The following is a 19,652-nucleotide window of genomic DNA, read 5'->3' on the forward strand; positions in this document are numbered from 1 at the left end:
GCTGTATAGAAGTCATAAAAAATTAAACTTCCTATACAGCCTATTTTATTCATTTATATTATAACTTCTCAATCTACTTTCCAAATCTTTTACGATAACCACATTTCCTACACAGTTCCTCTACTGCTTCTCTTCGTGAAAATCCTTCTACAATATTTGTAGCTCTTTCCCCTTCGATAATCTCAGAAAAGGATTTATCATTAATATTTCCAAGGTTGATAATTCCTTCTCCATCTAAACAACAAGGAATAACGACTCCATTTGCTAAAATGCCAGCTTGATTTCGAAGTCCATAACAGAAGCCTTTTCCATCATCCTCTTCCTCGTGTAATGCAGGCCACTGAAACTCGTAATCTTGATTGATGTAAATACGGTCTGCAATTTTCACACCGCTTCCTGGAGTAACCTTCTCTTCAATCTTGTATTCTAAATTAAATTCGTTCTCAATAATTTCTAGTAATTCGCGGTTTCGTTGTCTTTCAAGATTTGTCATATTATCTTGCGTCAGATTCCATAGTCTCAAGGAAACAATCAATTCCGATTGGCTCGTTGCTTCTTTAATAAATGAAAGAACACTCGTTACATAACCTTCCTTATCAACCGAACCCGGATGGCCATCAAAGCTATGAAGTGAAAAGTTCATCTGTCTTAGCGCAGGTTTACCTAATAGTTTGTGTTTATTTTTATTAATTAACGTTCCGTTGGTTGTAATATTAACTTTAAATCCTTTTTCATGACATAGGTCTAATAGTTGATCTATTTTAGGATGAAGCAATGGCTCACCTTTTACATGTAAATAAACGAAATCTGTATATGGTTTGATTTCATCTAATCTTTTTGAAAAATCCTCTATAGAAATAAATTGTTTCTGACGTTCTGTTGGTGGACAGAAGCTGCATGCAAGATTACAGATACTTGTAATCTCTAAGTAAAACTTCTTAAACTTTTTCAATCTTAATTCCTCACTTCTCTCACTACTTAGAACAAGATGAAATAATGTTCTATCACTATATTACACCATAATTAATCATAAATGAAAACATGCTTTACTTTGGAAAATACTGTTTTCATTTTAACTTTTTATTGAAAACTATAATTAAAATGATAGTGTTTCCTTCTTTACATATCAGCTAAACAAAGCTAACACCACTTACTATCGAACTACTAATTCATGTTACGTCAAATTAAAAATTCTTCATTAAAAACCAAATCTTTACAAAAAAATAGTAAATTCTACACATTTAAGCATAATTTGGTGATAGAATAGATATTCAATAGATTAAAATCTATTAATTTTTTTTTAGGAAAGGTTGGAGCATAGAAAATGTCAATTATGCAAAAACAAGATCTTACTTCAGAGGAATTACAACTTCTTAGTTCAGAGATGAACAAAAAACAAAAATCAACTGGTACTACATGGTTACTTTGGGTTTTCACTGCTGGATTCGGTGGTCATCGTTTTTATTTAGGTAAAACTGGAACGGCTGTTGGTATGTTATTAACATTTGGTGGATTAGGCATTTGGTCATTTATTGATCTATTCTTATTAAACGGTATGATTAAAAATACGAATGATAAGATTGAAAATGAGGTCATTTCAGAAATCCGTTTATTAAAAAATGCTAAACAGAACTCTAGATTAGCAGAGTAATCATTAACTATGTATAACTTAAATATTTCTAAAATGGATCTTACATTAGAAGAACTAGCCGTCCTTGAATCAGAAATGTTAAAAAAGAAAAAAAGCAAAGAAGCAGCTTGGGGTTTATGGGCTGTATTGCATTTCATTGGAGGACATCGTTTCTATACTGAGAATTATAAATATGCTACAGCAATGTTATTAACTACTATTATTCCTTTTTTTGCTATTATTACTTTATTTTATACAGTGGAATATTTTAATTTATTTACTGAAATACTCATGTACATATTTATTATCCTTTTAATAGGTTCAGTTATTTGGACATGGATTGATGCTTTCTATTTGAATAAACGTATTGATACTTTGAATGAGAATACTGAAAATCTCATCCTCGATGCAATTAGAGAACGAAGAAACTTACGGAAACCAGAATGATTTTCATTCTGGTTTTTTTCAATTAGTATACAGCATTATAAAAAGAGACAGGAGTTACTAGCACTCCTGCCTCTTTTTTCTTACTTCCCTTTTGAAACTGTTACTCTTGTTGTGACTCTATTAACATTACCAGCTTTATCAGTTATTACATATGTGATTGTGTATACTCTAGCTTTTCCTTTACTATCTGCAAGTAAAGCGAATGTATAATCTTCTCTTCCAAAGTTTGCACCTTGAATATCACTAGAAGTTAGAGCTTCGTTAGCTTTGATTGATTCTAATTTAATGGTATCAATTCCTGAAAGGCTATTCAAAGGTTGAACTTTCACGTTAATTGTCGCCATTTTATGATTTGGAGATAATACTGGATGATCTACTAAAAGTTTCACAATTGGTGCTGTTTTATCAAGTTTCACATTCACCGATTTAATTGCTTCAGTATTTCCAGCTTTGTCTATACTGCGGTATTCAACATTATACTTCCCATCTTTTGATATCGTAAATGATGTCGTGTATTTTGTCCATTCTCCACCATTAATACGATATTGTGTACCATCAACTCCTGATAATTCATCTTTGGCTTGAAGTGTTACTTTTACTTCCTTATTAAACCAACCATTTTTATTCGGAGTTAGCGAACCTACTGTCGTTTTTGGTGCAGTTTGATCAAGTTTCACATCCACCGATTTAGTGGCTTCCGTATTTCCAACTTTATCTATACTGCGGTATTCAATCGTATACTTTCCATCATTTGATAAAGTAAATGGTTTTGTATAATTTGTCCATTTTTCACCATTAATACGATATTGTGTTACATCAACTCCAGAGTTCTCATCGGTTGCTTGAAGTGATAGTTTTACTTCCTTATTAAACCAACCATTTTTGGTAGGATCTGACATATCTACTATCGTAATTGGCGCTGTCTTATCAACCTTGAGGTTAATATCTTTCTGAGCTTCTTGGTTGCCTGCGTTATCCACACTTCGATAATACACTTTCGTACTTGAAGAAACTATAAATGGTGAACTATACGGTTTCCAATTTGTTCCATCAAAACTGTATTCTATTTTTTGAACTCCTGATGAATCGTCAGTTGCTCTTAAAGTAACTTTTACATCTGATTTGTACCAGCCATTTGACTGTGATGGATCTACTACCACAGTTGTGACAGGTGCTGTTTTATCTACTTTTAGGTTTATTTCTTTCTGAGCTTCTTGGTTCCCTGCATTATCCTTACTTCGATAAAACACTTTTGTACTTGAAGAAACTGTAAATGGTGATTCGTACGGTTTCCAATTTGTTCCGTCAAAACTATATTCTGTTTTTTGAACTCCCGATGAATCGTCTGTAGCTTTTAAAGTAACTTTTACATCTGTTTTATACCAACCATTTGGTTGTGATGGATCTACTACTACAGTTGTGACAGGTGCTGTTTTATCTACTTTTATGTTTATTTCTTTCAATTCTTCTTGGTTCCCTGCCTTATCTGTACTTCGATAATACATTTTTGAACCTGAAGAAACTGTAAATGGTGATTCATACGTTTTCCAATTTGTTCCGTCAAAGCTATATTCTATTTTTTGAACTCCTGATGAATCGTCTGTAGCTTTTAAAGTGACTTTTACATCTTCTTTGTTCCAGCCATTTGTTTGTGATGGATCTGTTACTACAGTTGTGACAGGTACTGATTTATCAACCTTTAGATTAATTTCTTTCAGTTCTTCTTGGTTCCCTGCCTTATCTGTACTTCGATAATACACTGTTGTACTTGATGAAACTTTAAATGGTGATCCGTATGTTTTCCAATTTGTTCCATCAAAGCTATATTCTGTTTTTTGAACTCCAGATGAGTCATCTGTTGCTCTTAAAGTAACAGTTACATCTGTTTTGTACCAACCATTTGTACCATTTGGCTGTGATGGATCTACTCCTACATTTGTAACAGGTGCTGTTTTATCAGTTCCATTACCTGATCCGTTTCCTGAACCATTATCTGATCCGTTACCTGACCCTTTATCAATTTGTAAATTAATTTCTTTCAATGTTTCTTGGTTCCCTGCATTATCCATACTTCGATAATACACTTTTGTACTTGATGAAACTTTAAATAGAGATTCGTATGTTTTCCATGTTGTTCCGTCAAAGCTATATTCTGTTTTCAGAACTCCTGATGAGTCGTCTGTTGCTCTTAAAGTGACATTTACATCAGTTTTGTACGAACCATTTGCTCCATTTGGCTGCGTAGGATCTACTTCTACAGTTGTGACTGGTGCCTTTTTATCAATTTTCAGACTATATTCTTTCTCAGTTTCTTGGTTCCCTGCAATATCTGTGCTTCGATAATACACTCTTGTACTAGATGAAACTATAAATGGGGACTCGTAGTCTATCCAATTTTCTCCGTCTAAACTATATTCTGTTTTTAGAACATTAGCTGAACCAGCTGCTGCTGTTAAAGTAACTGTTACATCATTTTTATACCATCCATTTGTTCCATCTGGTTGTGATGGATCTACTTCTAAAATGGTGACTGGTGCTTTATTTTCTGTTCCACCTTCTGAACCTTTATCAATTTGTAAATAGAATTCGTTCTGAGTTTCTTGGTTACCTGCATTATCCGTACTTCGATAATACACTTTCGTACTTGATGAAACTTTAAATGGTGAGTCGTACTTAGTCCAATTTTCTCCGTCTAAACTATATTCTGTTTTTTGAACTCCTGATAAGTCGTCTGTAGCTTTTAACGTGACATTTACATCTGTTTTGTACGATCCATTTGCCTCTGACTGCGAAGGATCTACTTCTTTAGTTGTAACTGGTGCTGTTTTATCAAGTTTTAGACTATATTCTTTCTCAGTTTCTTGGTTCCCTGCAATATCTGTGCTTCGATAATACACTTTTGTACTAGATGAAACTATAAATGGGGACTCGTAGTCTATCCAATTTTCTCCGTCTAAACTATATTCTGTTTTTAGAACATTAGCTGAACCAGCTGCTGCTGTTAAAGTAACTGTTACATCATTTTTATACCATCCATTTGTTCCATCTGGTTGTGATGGATCTACTTCTAAAATGGTGACTGGTGCTTTATTTTCTGTTCCACCTTCTGAACCTTTATCAATTTGTAAATAGAATTCGTTCTGAGTTTCTTGGTTACCTGCATTATCCGTACTTCGATAATACACTTTCGTACTTGATGAAACTTTAAATGGTGAGTCGTACTTAGTCCAATTTTCTCCGTCTAAACTATATTCTGTTTTTTGAACTCCTGATAAGTCGTCTGTAGCTTTTAACGTGACATTTACATCTGTTTTGTACGATCCATTTGCCTCTGGCTGCGAAGGATCTACTTCTTTAGTTGTAACTGGTGCTGTTTTATCAAGTTTTAGACTATATTCTTTCTCAGTTTCTTGGTTCCCTGCAATATCTGTGCTTCGATAATACACTTTTGTACTAGATGAAACTATAAATGGGGACTCGTAGTCTATCCAATTTTCTCCGTCTAAACTATATTCTGTTTTTAGAACATTAGCTGAACCAACTGCTGCTGTTAAAGTAACTGTTACATCATTTTTATACCAACCATTTGTTCCATCTGGCTCTGATGGATTTAATGTTACCGTTGTTGTTGGTGCACTTGTATCAGTACCATTAACTTTAACTAACTCTCTCGTGTCCCTAACGCGAATCCGATTACCCTCTGAATATTCACCAGTTAGACCTACTGCCTCTAGTGTGTCACCAATATTAAGCTTTGGAATATCACCTGATTGGTTAATAATATATCCATCTGTAAATACAAGCGTTTCACCAGAACCATCATCTATAATATAAGATGTTTCATCTGGAATTGAGGTTACTTTACCTTTTACTTTAATTAATTGACCTTGGTTTTCTTTTGCTTTTGAATCTAAAGTACTTACAAATTTAGGTACAATTTTTGGTCCAGTACCAATTTTCACAATACTATTTGCAAAACTACCGAATTCTAATTCCAAGTTATTTTCGAAAGTTTTAATATGTCCATAAATACGAATCTTATCGCCTTCTTGTAAGCTTCCTGCAGGTACATCATTAAAGGCCATAATTCCGCCCGTATTATCTTGGATATATACTGCGTCAAAGAATGCAGTTGTTACCACTGTTCCTTCTACCACAGTATCTGTTCCAACCGGTAAATTTCTCGCATCTCCAATAGACTTTACTTTTGGTTCTAAATGGTTTAGCCAATTGACAGCATTGATTGCAAAAGGATCATTTCCTTTCGGGTTGAATGATTGATCCATTTGTTTGTCGTTGAAGATATTCATACCTGAAACTATGACTCTACCTTTGCCAATTTGTTCAGATGCAGTCATTGGAAGTGCAGATCCGCCTTTAACATCTAATAATGGGGGACCGTTTTTACCATTTGATGTTTTAACGTTATACGAAACTGAATCTGATTTTATACTTGTTGTATCTTGGAATGTTGACTCATTTCCTTTAACAAGTACTGTAACAGTATCACTATCAGTTAAAGGAACTTTTATACCAGTTCCATCATTTTTAGCAAGACTTGCTCCACTGTAATATTCAATAGTCGGCACAAAATCAGTCAACGTATTGCTTACTGGTGTTGGATGTAATCTTACTGAGAAATTTGATGTTAAAGGTGTACCCCAGAAGTTACCATCTGTTGTTTCATCGAACACTCCATCATTGTTTACTAGAATACTAGAATTAACACCTGATAGGATGCTGTTAATATTTTGGTTTGAACCACCAAAGTTACTTTTTTCTGTTACTAATAATGAACCGCCATTTGAGACAAATTTATTAATAGCTGAAATTTCATTAGCTGTATATGCTGAAGCAGGATGTGTAATCACTAAAGTAGCAACATTAGATAATATAGTGTCAGTTAATGGTGCTGCATTTTCAGCTATTGTATATCCTTGTTGCTTCATTAAAGTAGTGAATAGTTTGAAGTTATCTTTATAAGTACCTGTGTCTTGCTTCGTATTCTCATTATTATGTGAGCCATCAATCATAATCACTTTGTTTAACGGCGCTTTGATCGTCCAATCTTGTTCATACTTATTATTACCTAAATCATTGCCATCAGCAGCTGAGAGAGTAACAATAATTTTGTGGTTTCCCGCAACTGGTTTTGTCCATATCACACTTGCTTTTCCTGTAGTATTAGCAGGAAGTGAATCAATTACTGAGCTACCAATCAAATGACTTTCATCAATATTGTCATAGTAGAATTTTGCTGTTAATTGACTTACATTGATTGATCCTTGATTACTTATACCTGCTGTTAAGTTAGATTGAACATCACCCACAATTGCTCCATCTGTCGTACTGATATCACTTACACCTACTGCTAAGTCCTTTGCAGGAGACCAGATTGGTGCAGAGTAAATTTGATCACCGTCTTTTTGTGTAACTTTTACAACAAACCATTGTTGACCTCCAGCGACAGTTAAGCTTGGTGACCAATTAAATGAAGTAGTATCTGATGTTGGTACATATGAATCTACTACTTTACCATGAATTGTGATTAATTCTACTTTTGCAATATTATCATTTGAAGGTGTCTTAATATAGCTATACTCTGGGTCCGTTGCTTTTTCTAAAACAGGATCTTCACCTGAAATCTTAAAGTCCAACGTATTTGTATCAGTTGTAGACCCCATGTAGAAACCACTTGCAGACATATCTAGCGTAAAGTTTGGATCTTCACTCATGTAGACACGCATATGTCTCATAGCGTCCATAAGAGAATTAGTTGTTAAATCCTTCGCAACAATAATTGTACGTTTTTTCGTTTGCCCCCATGTAGCGTCATGGTTATCTTCCCCGTAAGTAGGGGCAACATGCCATCCTAAATCAAGGGCACTATAATATTTATCCTCTGCATTAGCGTATGAATATTTTCCTGAACCATTCCCTACTTCAAGCATTGTAAATAGTTTATCTACATTTTTATTGTATGGAATGAAATTATCAAACGCATTTGCAGACATTTTCGGATGGTTAAATTGGGCAACAATATCATCATATGTTAGCGCCCAGCTATAATATTTTTGTAGATTTTGGTATGCTCCACCATCTACTACACGATCAACAAAGTTGTCTGTTCCAAATACATTTGAATGGCCCCATGTCGTTGAAGTCATTTCAAAACCTGGGAATACGACGAACTGACCATCTGTTGTATATTGTTTCGCTAATTCTTTTGTTAATTTCCAATCTGCTCCACCAGTACGTTCTTTCATGCCATTGCGGTCAACAGTATCCTTGTTTACAAGGCTAGAATCAATGTCATGTGAATGATCGGAAAAAGCAAAGAAATCATAATGATATTTTTGTGCCGCTTTTAATGCATCTTCAGGACTTCCAGTCGCATCGTGAGAAATATTTGTATGGTTGTGTGTTGTTCCACGATAATGGTGGCCACCAGTAAATCTTTCAGCAACTGTAAATTTCCAAGTATAAGTTGAAGAATTACCTAATTTATCATTTGCATTTACAGTAATTCCATGTTCACCTACTGCTAATTCTTCCGTAGCTGGTATTGATAATTTAATATCTGTCTCACTTATAATTGCTTTTGAAGTGTAATTCTTTCCATCAACAGTGATGTCTACTGACTTAGTATCAACACCATTAGGATCTTCCATTTTCACAGAAATCGTTGGGTGTCTTGTATCGATACTTTCTCCATTCATAGGTGATGGGTCAGAATATGCCGGACCATCTTTATCCACTACTACAGGAACTTTATTAGGATTTGAAGCAGTACCATTTGTTAATTTATCACTTCCACTAACTGCTTCCATGTAATAGTAAAATTCACCTTTTGGAACATCATCCTTGTTAATTTTACCGTTATAACTTTTACCGTCTCCTGAACTCATACTAACTGTCTGATAAGAAGTATCATCTTTACCTTTGTAGTAAAGAGTGATAGAATCTACATTTTTAGCAGTAGCAGAAAAAGATACGTCAGTGTTCACATAAGCTTTTGTTATTGTTGTATGATTAAAAAGTAACTGACCTTTAATATCTGAAGCTGTTCTTGGAATGACATAATAACCACCAATATAAGGGCGATCTTTTTTAAATTGAGCAACTGTTCCAGTTATTGTATAGTTAGAGTCTTTTTCAATATTTCCTAGTGTTCCTTGAACACGCACGATGATCATCTTTCCAGTGTCATCTTTAAAAGTCACATCATAAACTGGACCTGTAGTTGGTACGTTAGATACCGTTCCTTTAAATGTAACTAATTGCCCTTCATTTGCTTCACCAATTGAACCGATTGCGACTGGTGTTGGTATTGGTGCTACATCATTTCCTTCAGTTTGAATTGCAGAAGGTACGAACTGTGTCATTCCAGCTGAAAATACAACACGTCCATCAATTTTCAATTTTTGACCAGCTTGAATTTTTTCTGTTGGTGAGGAGCTATTTACAACATTGATTGCCCCAGTTGCATCTTGAATAAAGAAATTCGTACCAGTTGGTGCATTATCTGTAGAAGCTACACCTTCAATTGTAGTCGTATAGCCTGTATTAAGCGCTAAACCATTTGCATCATTTTTACGTAATTCACCAATTGGTGTAATTGGTGGATTAGTACCTTCTACGTTAATGCGAGTGTATATACTCTCTTTTGGTGTTGGTTGAGTATTGTCAGTGTGAGTTAAATAAACTACTGAATCTGTATTCGAAAAACTCATGGTAAATGAACCATCAGCATTAGCAGTAGCTGTAGCTTGTGTTACACTCTGTAAAGAACCATTATTTTCAACGTAAGCTTTTACCGTTGCAGAAGCTGGAACAGATCCTGATTGTCCTGAAATCTGAGATGTACCAGAAGACTGCTTAAAAGTAATTTTTGATGAATCTGGAGACAGCATGATATTTGAATTATGAACTACCATCTCATCAACAGTATCTGCTAGGGCACCTGCCTGTTTATTCATTACGAAATCTTGAGATGGATCTTTTGTAAACCAACCATTACTAAGACCAAATGCTGTTCGTGGATCTGATCCAATATTGGTTTTACGTAATAGTGTTCCGCTACCAATCGTCGAATCGATAATTGGATTACCCCAATATAGTGGATTTTTAAATGTTGCTGTCCCATTTCCGTATGCAATTAAATCAATTGCATTTGGATCATCAACCCCACTAACCGCAGTTTTCGTTTTAGCAAGAACTAAAGCACCGCCAGCCGAACCACTAGGGTTTAAATTAATGGTGGCATCAGGTTTTACCGGAAGTGGTTGACCTGTTGCTCCAGAACTACCTGCAACTAAAAAGTATCCATGTGCTTTAATAGTACCTGATAATAAAGGCTGTCCGGCACCAAAATTCATTGTAGCCGCTGATGTATAAGCTATCGACCAGTTTGATAGGTCAATATCCTTATCCGTATTATTATAAAGTTCAAAAAATTTAGTATTGTAGAATGCATTACTGTTTCCACCATTTACGTATAATTGACTGAATACAACATCACCCGGTGAAATTTTTTGTGTAGCACCTGTGTAATTTACAGTAGCTTTATCACTCACTATTTTTCCATCTTCTTGAGCAGTAATGAAGATTTGTGATTTTGGTTTAGGGCTTGAAATTGCAATTGCAAATGAACCATCTGATGTAGCTGTTGATGAGCCAACTTCAGAGTTGTCATCATAATAAGCTTTTACTGTCGCATTATTTGCTACTGCACCTGCTGTACCAGTAACAGTTGAGTAAGAATCATAAATAATTTTCGTATCAACAGGTTTTGTTGTTTTTTCCATAATAACACCACTGTAGTTTTTAGAAACTTTATCACTTGGATCTTTACCAGTTTCTTGAGCAGTGATGTAGATTACATCCTTAAATTGTGGATTGGTAATTCCTCCTATATTAAATGAACCATCATTGTTAGCTGTAGCAGATACCGCTGGGGTATTGTCATTGGCAAAATATACGTTTACTTTTGCATTACTTGGAACCGCTCCGGCATCTCCTGTAACTGACGTATAGTTTGCAAATGATATTTTTGATACATCAGGTAATGCTGTTTTTTCGTTTGGAGTTTGGTTTGAATCGATACTTTGACCCTTAAACTCTATGTCTGCAATATTACTAGTACCAGTTGTTAAGGTACCACCAGCAGCAGAAGTATTTGTAGATACAATCCATCTTACATAGACATTGTCTTTATCATTTGCGTCAGCTGGCAATGGAATATTAGTTAAAAGACCACCTGAAGTCCATGTGGCATTTCCGACAGCAACATTACCATTTGGAACATCTAACCAATTGCTATCATCTAAACTATATTGAAGCTTGAAATCTTTTGGACCTGTTCCAGAACTTCTTTGTTTGGAAGATACAGTAATATTTGAATAGTTTTTAGTAGATATCGAGACTCTCCAATACGAAGAATTACCATTTGTATCATATTTCCAATTGGAAGCAACTGGTACTTTAGGTGTACCAGGTCCTGTACTATATGAGGGACTCGTTGTCCCAAACGATTTTATAGTTCTCGTAATGTTTTCATCAATCCCACTAGACGGTACTTCAACTTGACCATTAGTAAAATCCCACTTCGCCAAAGTAACAGGCGTTGAGTCTGCCTTCACACTCGGTGGAATCACTAAAGAAATCAGCATAAAAGCCAGCATAACTAGACTTACCCATTTCCTGTACTTTCTTATCGATATATTCACAAATAATATACCTCCTAATAATATGAATAAAAATATGATTCAAGATTAATTAGTGCCATAAACTATAACTTTCCTACTAAACTTATCCCTTCTTTCACGATAACCTCCTTCTTTTAGCTTAGAACACAGTGTAATACTATTATGAAAAAAAATATTATTCTATATAATTCTGACAACTTAACCAACTCTTTACATAATTAACAATTCATTTATGCTATATTAATCATGACTCTCACAAACAATAAGTAGGAGGTCATACATGTTAAATACTAGGTTTTCCTTGAGTCGAATTCGCATTTTTTTCCTTCTATTAATCTCATTTGTATGGGTATTTTCTCCTGTATCGAAAGTAGCACAGGCTCATGCATATAGTGCTAGTTTTACAACTTTAGATCTTACAAAAGAGCAAACAAAGCTGTCTTTCTTATTGGATGAAATATCTGTCATTGAATTGACTAGTGGGGATGTAAATCATAATGGCATGTTAGAGCCTGAAGAGTTCAACGCCATAAAAAGTAAGATGGAAAAGATTTTACAAGAACATCTAATACTTAAAATTAATGATAAGGAACAAAATTGGTCGAAGATTGAAGAAATGTCTCTAAATCGAAAAGGAGAAAACACACAACTTCATTTCGTGGCTACATATCCAGCACTATTACCTTCTCAATCAATCTCGTTAACCGATAATTTATACCAAAATGATACGAAGAATTATGTAGATTTAGTAAAAATTAATTATGGTAATCAAAACAGTACGTCGGCATTATCTGGGACAAACCGTACATGGTCTATGATCTTAAGTGATAATGATTATGCAGGATTTCACTCAAATTCTACTAATTCAAATACTGTTCAACCAACTCATATAAATACGAAAACAGATCAACCTATTTCAAATGATTGGTTCTCATTTTTAAAACTTGGTATGAATCATATACTTTCTGGATATGACCATTTACTATTTTTACTTTCTCTTATCATTGCAAGACAAAGCTTTAAGCAGTTCGCAACTGTTATTACTGCCTTTACACTTGCTCATAGCTTAACCCTTACCTTAACTGTTTTAGGAATCATTCATGTTCCTCCATCTATTGTGGAACCTGCAATTGCTTTAAGTATTTGTTATGTGGCGATTGATAATATTATACGAAAAGAAGTCAGTCATCGCTGGGTTTTAACATTTTTCTTTGGATTGATTCACGGAATGGGATTTGCAGATATTTTAGTCGGAATGCATATTCCGAAAAGTGAGTTAGCAATTGATTTAGCGAGTTTTAACATTGGAATTGAGATTATACAACTTTCAATTATAGCTCTTTTACTACCTTTATTAGCTCTTTTACACCGTTCAAAATATTCAAGATACACGATCACCTCTATTTCAACCATTGCTTTTCTGTTAGGAGGAATATGGTTGTTTCAGAGAATACTATCGTAAATAAAAGGAGAGAAGGCTTTTGTCGAATACTGCAGTACAGAAAAATACTCCTTTAAAGTCTAATAGACATTATCTATTCCTTATCAGTCTAGTAATCATATTACTCTTATATATTTCATCTACAGTTGGTTTTGGATCGATATGGACAAGTCCAAAACTCCAACTGTTTAAGATGATGTTTATTAGTGTCATTATTGAGGCAATGCCATTTATTTTAGTGGGAGTATTTGTGTCGGCATTACTTCAGGTGTTTGTAACTGACCAAATGATTCAAAAATTCATTCCGAAAAATCCAATCTTAGGAATCATTGCAGCTAGTGTACTAGGAATCATTTTTCCCATTTGTGAGTGTGGAATGGTACCTGCTATTCGGAAATTAATCAAAAAAGGGATGCCTTTATATGTAGCAACTACATTTATATTAGTGGGGCCAATTTTAAATCCGATTGTATTTCTGTCTACGATAACGGCATTTCGTAATCAACCTGTTGTAGCCTTTTCTAGAATGGGACTAGCTTTTGTAATAGCTCTAATCGTTGGTCTTATAGTTTACCAATTTGTAAAAACGAATCAATTAAGAGAAGAAGTCCAAGTCGTACATAATGAACATCATCATTCACATGATCACTCCCAAAATACCGTTAAGAATAAAGTAATCGAAGTAATGGGACATACAGTCAGTGAATTTTTCGATATGGGAAAATACTTAGTTTTCGGTTCGATCATTGTGGGATTACTTCAAGTTTTTGTCTCGCAAAATAGTTTAATAGAATTAGGGAAAAGTGGATCCGCCTCTAACCTAGTTATGATGGGGCTTGGATTTATCCTTTCACTTTGTTCTACGTCAGATGCGTTCGTTGCTCAATCCTTACAAACGATTTTCTCAAAAAGCTCATTAGTTGGATTCATGGTATTCGGACCGATGATTAATATTAAAGGAATCTTAATGATGCTAGCTGTTTTTAGAACAAGATTTGTCGTAATACTTAGTCTTCTTGTTTTCATTTTCGTTTTTGTTGGGACACTTGTTCTACAGTCCATATTATAGAGGTGACTCGATTGAATAAAAAAATTAATTCAACTAGTATTCATCATTTTATGAAAGCAACAATTCTTCTTGGCTTTTCTTTCTATATTTTGCAATTAATTATAACGGGTGACATATTACAATTTATCGTTCCGCAGCTTGTCATTTATGTCAAAATAGCCGTGACGTTTCTTATGATCGTTTCTGCATTCCAATATTATATTGCTATTCTTTCTATGAAGAAAACGGTCATCATTTGCGAATGTGGACATGACCATGATCATGTATTCGGACACGATCATAGTCACCATTCGGAAAAATTCACATTTAAAACGTTTGTTATATACGGACTATTTTTAGTACCTCTCCTTCTCGGATTCCTATTACCGAATCAATCTGTTGCTAGTTCACTTGCTTCAAATAGAGGGATGAATTTAGGTGGAATGACCTCTCAAAATAATGGAGCGAAAGTAGAATTGGATGGAAACGAAGACCCTGCACTAAGAAAATTATTTAAAACAAATGTATATGACAAAGATTATGCAAAACTTGGGATGCTTTTGTACAAACAAGATGTTATTGAGATGCAGGATAAATGGTTTATTGAAAAACTGCAATCGATGAATATGTTTGTAGATAAATTTCAAGGGAAAGAAATCAAAATCATGGGGTTTATTTACCGTGAATCAGGTCTTACAAGTAACCAATTTATTATTGCTCGTATGGGAATGACGCATTGTATCGCTGATATTTCCCCATTCGGCATCATTGTAGAAGCTGCCAATTCAAACGAGTTTCCAAATAATGCTTGGGTAACGATTACAGGAAAAATTGGGAAAACGACGTTTAATGGACAACCCGTCATTAAAATAGAAGTTGAAAAATCTGAACCAGCTAAAGCACCAAAGGTTCAATATGTCTATCCTGATTGGGAATTTGGCAAAAAGTTGTAGGGGGTATTTTCATTGTTGAAAATTGGAAGTATACTAATTTCCATTTTAATTATTTGCTATAGTATTTATCACATTTATCAAAATAAGGGGAAATTATCAGATTCAGCTAGAAAAATTGTGTCATTACTAACCTGCGTATCTTCCCTTGCAATGGGATTTTTTATCATACAGATTTCAAATTTCAACATTTGGTTATCGGCTATAATCTGTTTATTCGTTTCGATTGTTAGTGGCATACTAGTTGGTGAGTCTGATTTAAAAATCAAAGGGCTAAACCAAATTCTATCTGGATTCATTGGCGGAACAATTGGGTTAGTTCTGGGGTATATGGTATTTATCTCAGACATTGCTTTTTTAATCGTAGCGATCCTATTTATCATTTTTGTTTATATGATCTTAAGATGGATTGATAAATTACTAGTGACGGAACCTCAAAATAAAGGAAAGAAAGGAACTAAAGGAAAGAAAATAAAGAAGCCATCTTACGGACCTACAGTTGGGCTCGGAGGAGGTCTTATTTTACTCCTTATCATTATTGCAGTAAATGTGAATCATATTTCGATTGGTATGTTCGGACAACCTCAAAGCCAAAATGCTGTTATAGATGAAGTAAATGATATGCAAGTAGCAACCATTCACGTAACGCCATCTGGTCCAGATCCAAAAAATACAATTTTCAAATCACAAACCATGCTAAAAGTGGTCTTTAATGTAGATCAATCTGACAACGAGAAGAGAACGTTGATCTCTAACGACCTTCATTTGAATGTCCCCTTAAAAAAGGGTCCAAACGTCATTTTATTAGATGACCCTCAAAAAGGGGAATATCATTTTTCACTATTACCTGGGAATACATCTGGATTATTTACTGTAAAATAACTATAAAAAAAGGTACTCAAGAGGTTGTTGAAACCAACTTGAGTACCTTTTCTCTTTAGGGAGTCTACCTTCCCAAATGCTTTATGTTCTCTTCTTAACTACTTATTTTCGTTTTGGAATACCACCACGTAACATCCGAAGTGCATCTTCCGCTTTTCTTAAATCTTTAGATAATGATTTCTTTAATTCCGAACCAGTAGGATTAGTTCTTTTCAACTTCGAAACTTCTTCTTTGCTTCTTCTTTTAAACATAAATTGTATCTACCTCATAGGTTTTTATTACCCATGATTGACAAATTATTCTTTAAGTATACAAAAAAAACACCGCCTGATACGGTGCTTGTCCAATTATTTTACATTAAATAGTTTTGTTGCATCTTTATAGGTTTCATAAAAATTAGCAAAGCTTTTTTCCATGTTTTTAGAAGAATTAGCCATTTTCAACTCTTTCATCGGAATAGTTGCACTATTACTGCTTGTCGAATTTTTCTTAGAGGAAGGTCTATTTAAATTAGTACTCATGTTTACTCCTCCTATTCGTTTCTATTAATTTAATCCTACATCATCTTTTGCTTTATGTCATCCACCATTCAAATGTTCTACAAAGTGAAATAATATAATATGCGTCTACTCCGTTTACTGGGGAACCATTTGATTTGATAGCAATTAAAAATGAATTATGAACACCTTCAGAATAAGCAATGATATATTCATCAATTTCAACGACAAGGATCTTTTCTTGTAATAGAGTATTAACATTTTCTTCATATTGCTTTCCTGGGATTTCTATATTGCTCCACATCTGAAAACTTTGGAGAATAGTTTGCATATGTTGATCTCTTATTTCAACTGTTGATGAATCTATTCTATGAACTTTCATATCATACTGAAAAACATCATTATACATTGAGAGATATTCCTCTAAATCCTTTTTATATTCCTCGTTATTTTTAGGATCTTCTTTTTCCCTGAAATGATAATCACTGTATTCAATAACTGAATTAAATTGAATTGTCTTCAATGTTACATGATCAACTGTCTTCTTCATTTTTCTTAACGATTCTTCTAATAGCTGTTCATTCTGAAACTCAGCGTTAAATAGTTTTGTTATATTTGGTGTAAGGAAAATAGCTAAATCTACAAATACAATGCATCCTAGCATAGTTCCAATTAATTTCCAATCAGTATTGTTTATCCTACCCCAACCATATCCGATTAAAACAACTGATAGTCCGGCAAAATAGTAAGTCTTTCTAATTCCTCTTAAGTACATTATGTATTTTTCATTTCTCCACCAATACAAGATGATAGAAATCAATAAAAAAAGTACATTGAGTATAATGAAAAATTTCATAAAAGTAATATTCATTAAATCTCTCCTTCTCCAATAAAGATGATACCATCTCCTACTTTATGAATCTTGTAACCTCATAATTGGAACCAGAGCCTATATAAAAAATCCGTCAGTTCTTGTTCATATTTATTAATCATCTTCACGATCCATATTCTTTCTTTTTTAATTCTAGCTTTTTAAAACAAAACCTTTTCTTGTGTATACAAGATCTCGAAAAAAAAGCTCCTAAATTAGGGTTCCCCCTTATTTTAGAGCAGTTTTTCATTTACTTATGAACAATGCCATTGTTTGACTTAACTAGCCTCTTCAATGTACGGTTGTTCAGATAAATGTAATGTTCCAGAATAAAGCTCTTTCGAAAACTCTTCATAATTTACATAGTTTGCAGGAATCTTAAGTATCAGTTCATTCTCTTCATTATAAATTAAGATAGTTTTTGGTTGTCTTTTAAAAATTCTCGTTAATATAGGTGACTTTCGATTTAAAATTTTATTGATGTGATTTATTTGAACCTCTTTTGTCTTAAAGCCATTATGATAACTTAAGGTAAAGGTCTTAAGTTCAACTTTAACTTTATTGTAACGAATGATTCTCCATGTAATAAATACTGTACCGATAATTGCCATTACTATTCCAAATCGCAACGAATTCATATCATTTTCTAAAAAGTATCCACCCCAACTTGCAAACGTAAAATAACAATAGATAGCAGCAATAAATAGATTCATCTTGAATATTGGTGGACGACTAGTAAATTCAACAGTTTCCTCTATTTCTTTAATCATTTCTTTCCGGTCATATAAGAAATTTTGTATATGTTCCTGGATAGAATAATCACTAAATTTATTCTGATCTATATATGTACCTTCCCACATATAAATTGAGTCATCCTCATCATCAATACCATATCCACCTACCCAAGCAAGTTTCTTTTCATCTTCATGAATAAATGAGATGAAATAGTATCGAATACCTTGACCGTAGTAATTTGTTGTAAATATTTTTTCAATAATCTCAATTTGATCTGGATAACTAAGCTCATTACTATTATCAATAACAAGGTTAAATAAATGACTTTTGGCAAAATAATGCTGTTTATTCTCTTTTATTGGAAATAGATGCTCTTTATGAATTCTAAGCAGTTCCCAGTAAAGCAATTCTGAAGTTTCAACATTAGTAGCACACTCGAATAATATTTTTTCCTCTACATCAATTTGTTTTTGTAAAGAGATGATGGCTGCCCTTGTTTTTATTTGTGGATCTTTAAATGTCATTGCTTCTTTCAATGTCCCAACAAAATCATCACTATAATAAAATTCGATAAGAGACAGTAAAACCTCGAAATTAGAACGAATGGCTAAATAGTTTTCTTTCCAATTGTTATAAACAAATTTAGGATCGTAGGAGGAATCGTACTGTAAATAGTCTTCTTTTAGCTTCTTAAAATCTTCAATCAGCAAAGGAACTATATATTTATGCTTAAACGGTATGATCGACTCATTTCTTAAACAAAATAATAACATCCGGTAAAATTCATATTTATAAAAATCATTTTCTATATAGGTATAAAAATTCTGGACTATTCTTCTTACAAGATTTGGTTCATCAAATAAAGCATCGAGCGGTAGAATAGCAGTGTTGTCCTTTAACGAAGCTTCTAAATAATCACAAATAAGTACTCTATATTTTTCACCGCTTAGCTCACATAAATAGCGAACAACTTCTCCCTTTGCATTTACGCTGAATCCATTGTAGTTGTCGATCATCAACTGAGCTAAATCATCTTCATAAAAATCACTCACAAATCTTAGCAGATGGTAACTTGGATCATCCCAAACATCTACCGGTTCTGGAAAAGGACGAGCTGCTTCTTTAACTAACTTCTCTAACACAATCCCCCTTGGAGCGGTTTCTTTTTCCTTTAATTCGTTTAATTTAAATAGAGCTTTGTATCGTTTTGCAGGATTTTCCGATCGAACATCTCTCATGATGCTCCATAATTTAAAACTATGTGAACTCAATATGATATCCTCCTAGATAATATTTGATTTGATAAAGATAAAAAATATGGATGGATTTAGTAAATTGATGGATTATCCGGTGGCGAATTATAGATCCAGGGTAGTATTAAATCATGAAAGAAGACATAGATTTTCTAAACGATCAAGATAATATCACTACCAAACTGAACTT

At 33.7% G+C, this 19,652-nt stretch carries 12 protein-coding genes; 6 read left to right on the forward strand and 6 right to left on the reverse strand.

Going from position 1 to position 19,652, the window contains the following annotated elements:
- Positions 1-73: 73 nt before the first annotated feature.
- Positions 74-952 (reverse strand): radical SAM/SPASM domain-containing protein, encoded by an 879-nt coding sequence (locus J5Y03_RS00540; RefSeq protein WP_209401280.1) that lies wholly within the window; start codon positions 950-952, stop codon positions 74-76.
- Positions 953-1,324: 372 nt separating this feature from the next.
- On the opposite strand from J5Y03_RS00540, the gene J5Y03_RS00545 reads away from it, so the two are divergent.
- Positions 1,325-1,651: a TM2 domain-containing protein gene (locus J5Y03_RS00545; RefSeq protein WP_209401282.1), complete on the forward strand. Its 327-nt coding sequence runs from the start codon at positions 1,325-1,327 to the stop codon at positions 1,649-1,651.
- Between the two features lie 9 nt (positions 1,652-1,660).
- The gene (locus tag J5Y03_RS00550; protein WP_209401284.1) at positions 1,661-2,077 is read left to right on the forward strand and encodes an NINE protein; all 417 of its coding nucleotides are present in this window, start codon (positions 1,661-1,663) and stop codon (positions 2,075-2,077) included.
- A gap of 80 nt (positions 2,078-2,157) precedes the next feature.
- Here J5Y03_RS00550 and J5Y03_RS00555 read toward each other — a convergent pair whose 3' ends face one another.
- A complete protein-coding gene (locus tag J5Y03_RS00555; RefSeq protein WP_209401293.1) occupies positions 2,158-11,805 on the reverse strand; it encodes an OmpL47-type beta-barrel domain-containing protein in 9,648 nt (3,215 codons plus the stop codon).
- A 259-nt stretch (positions 11,806-12,064) separates the two neighbouring features.
- Between J5Y03_RS00555 and J5Y03_RS00560 the strand changes: the two genes are divergently transcribed.
- The 4 genes from J5Y03_RS00560 to J5Y03_RS00575 are packed head-to-tail and all read left to right on the forward strand — an operon-like array spanning position 12,065 to position 16,105.
- Positions 12,065-13,246, forward strand: a complete 1,182-nt coding sequence (locus J5Y03_RS00560; RefSeq protein ID WP_209401296.1) for a HupE/UreJ family protein — start codon at positions 12,065-12,067, stop codon at positions 13,244-13,246.
- A 19-nt stretch (positions 13,247-13,265) separates the two neighbouring features.
- Complete coding sequence (locus J5Y03_RS00565; RefSeq protein WP_245208675.1) at positions 13,266-14,294, forward strand: permease; 1,029 nt, start codon at positions 13,266-13,268, stop codon at positions 14,292-14,294.
- Positions 14,295-14,305: 11 nt separating this feature from the next.
- Positions 14,306-15,226 carry a TIGR03943 family putative permease subunit gene (locus J5Y03_RS00570; RefSeq protein WP_209401298.1) on the forward strand — a complete coding sequence of 307 codons (921 nt, stop codon included), beginning with the start codon at positions 14,306-14,308 and terminating at the stop codon, positions 15,224-15,226.
- Positions 15,227-15,238: 12 nt separating this feature from the next.
- Positions 15,239-16,105: a hypothetical protein gene (locus J5Y03_RS00575; RefSeq protein WP_209401300.1), complete on the forward strand. Its 867-nt coding sequence runs from the start codon at positions 15,239-15,241 to the stop codon at positions 16,103-16,105.
- 102 nt (positions 16,106-16,207) lie between these two features.
- On the opposite strand, the gene J5Y03_RS00580 is transcribed toward J5Y03_RS00575, so the two are convergent.
- From J5Y03_RS00580 to J5Y03_RS00595, 4 genes are all read right to left on the reverse strand, one after another.
- Complete coding sequence (locus J5Y03_RS00580; RefSeq protein ID WP_209401302.1) at positions 16,208-16,357, reverse strand: hypothetical protein; 150 nt, start codon at positions 16,355-16,357, stop codon at positions 16,208-16,210.
- A 96-nt stretch (positions 16,358-16,453) separates the two neighbouring features.
- Positions 16,454-16,627, reverse strand: a complete 174-nt coding sequence (locus J5Y03_RS00585; RefSeq protein WP_209401304.1) for a hypothetical protein — start codon at positions 16,625-16,627, stop codon at positions 16,454-16,456.
- A gap of 52 nt (positions 16,628-16,679) precedes the next feature.
- Positions 16,680-17,474 carry a type II toxin-antitoxin system SpoIISA family toxin gene (locus J5Y03_RS00590; protein WP_209401306.1) on the reverse strand — a complete coding sequence of 265 codons (795 nt, stop codon included), beginning with the start codon at positions 17,472-17,474 and terminating at the stop codon, positions 16,680-16,682.
- Between the two features lie 278 nt (positions 17,475-17,752).
- Positions 17,753-19,480: a hypothetical protein gene (locus J5Y03_RS00595; RefSeq protein WP_209401308.1), complete on the reverse strand. Its 1,728-nt coding sequence runs from the start codon at positions 19,478-19,480 to the stop codon at positions 17,753-17,755.
- Positions 19,481-19,652: the final 172 nt, after the last annotated feature.

Source organism: Gottfriedia endophytica (assembly GCF_017814275.1).
GTDB classification, from domain to species: Bacteria; Bacillota; Bacilli; order Bacillales; family Bacillaceae_G; genus Gottfriedia; species Gottfriedia endophytica.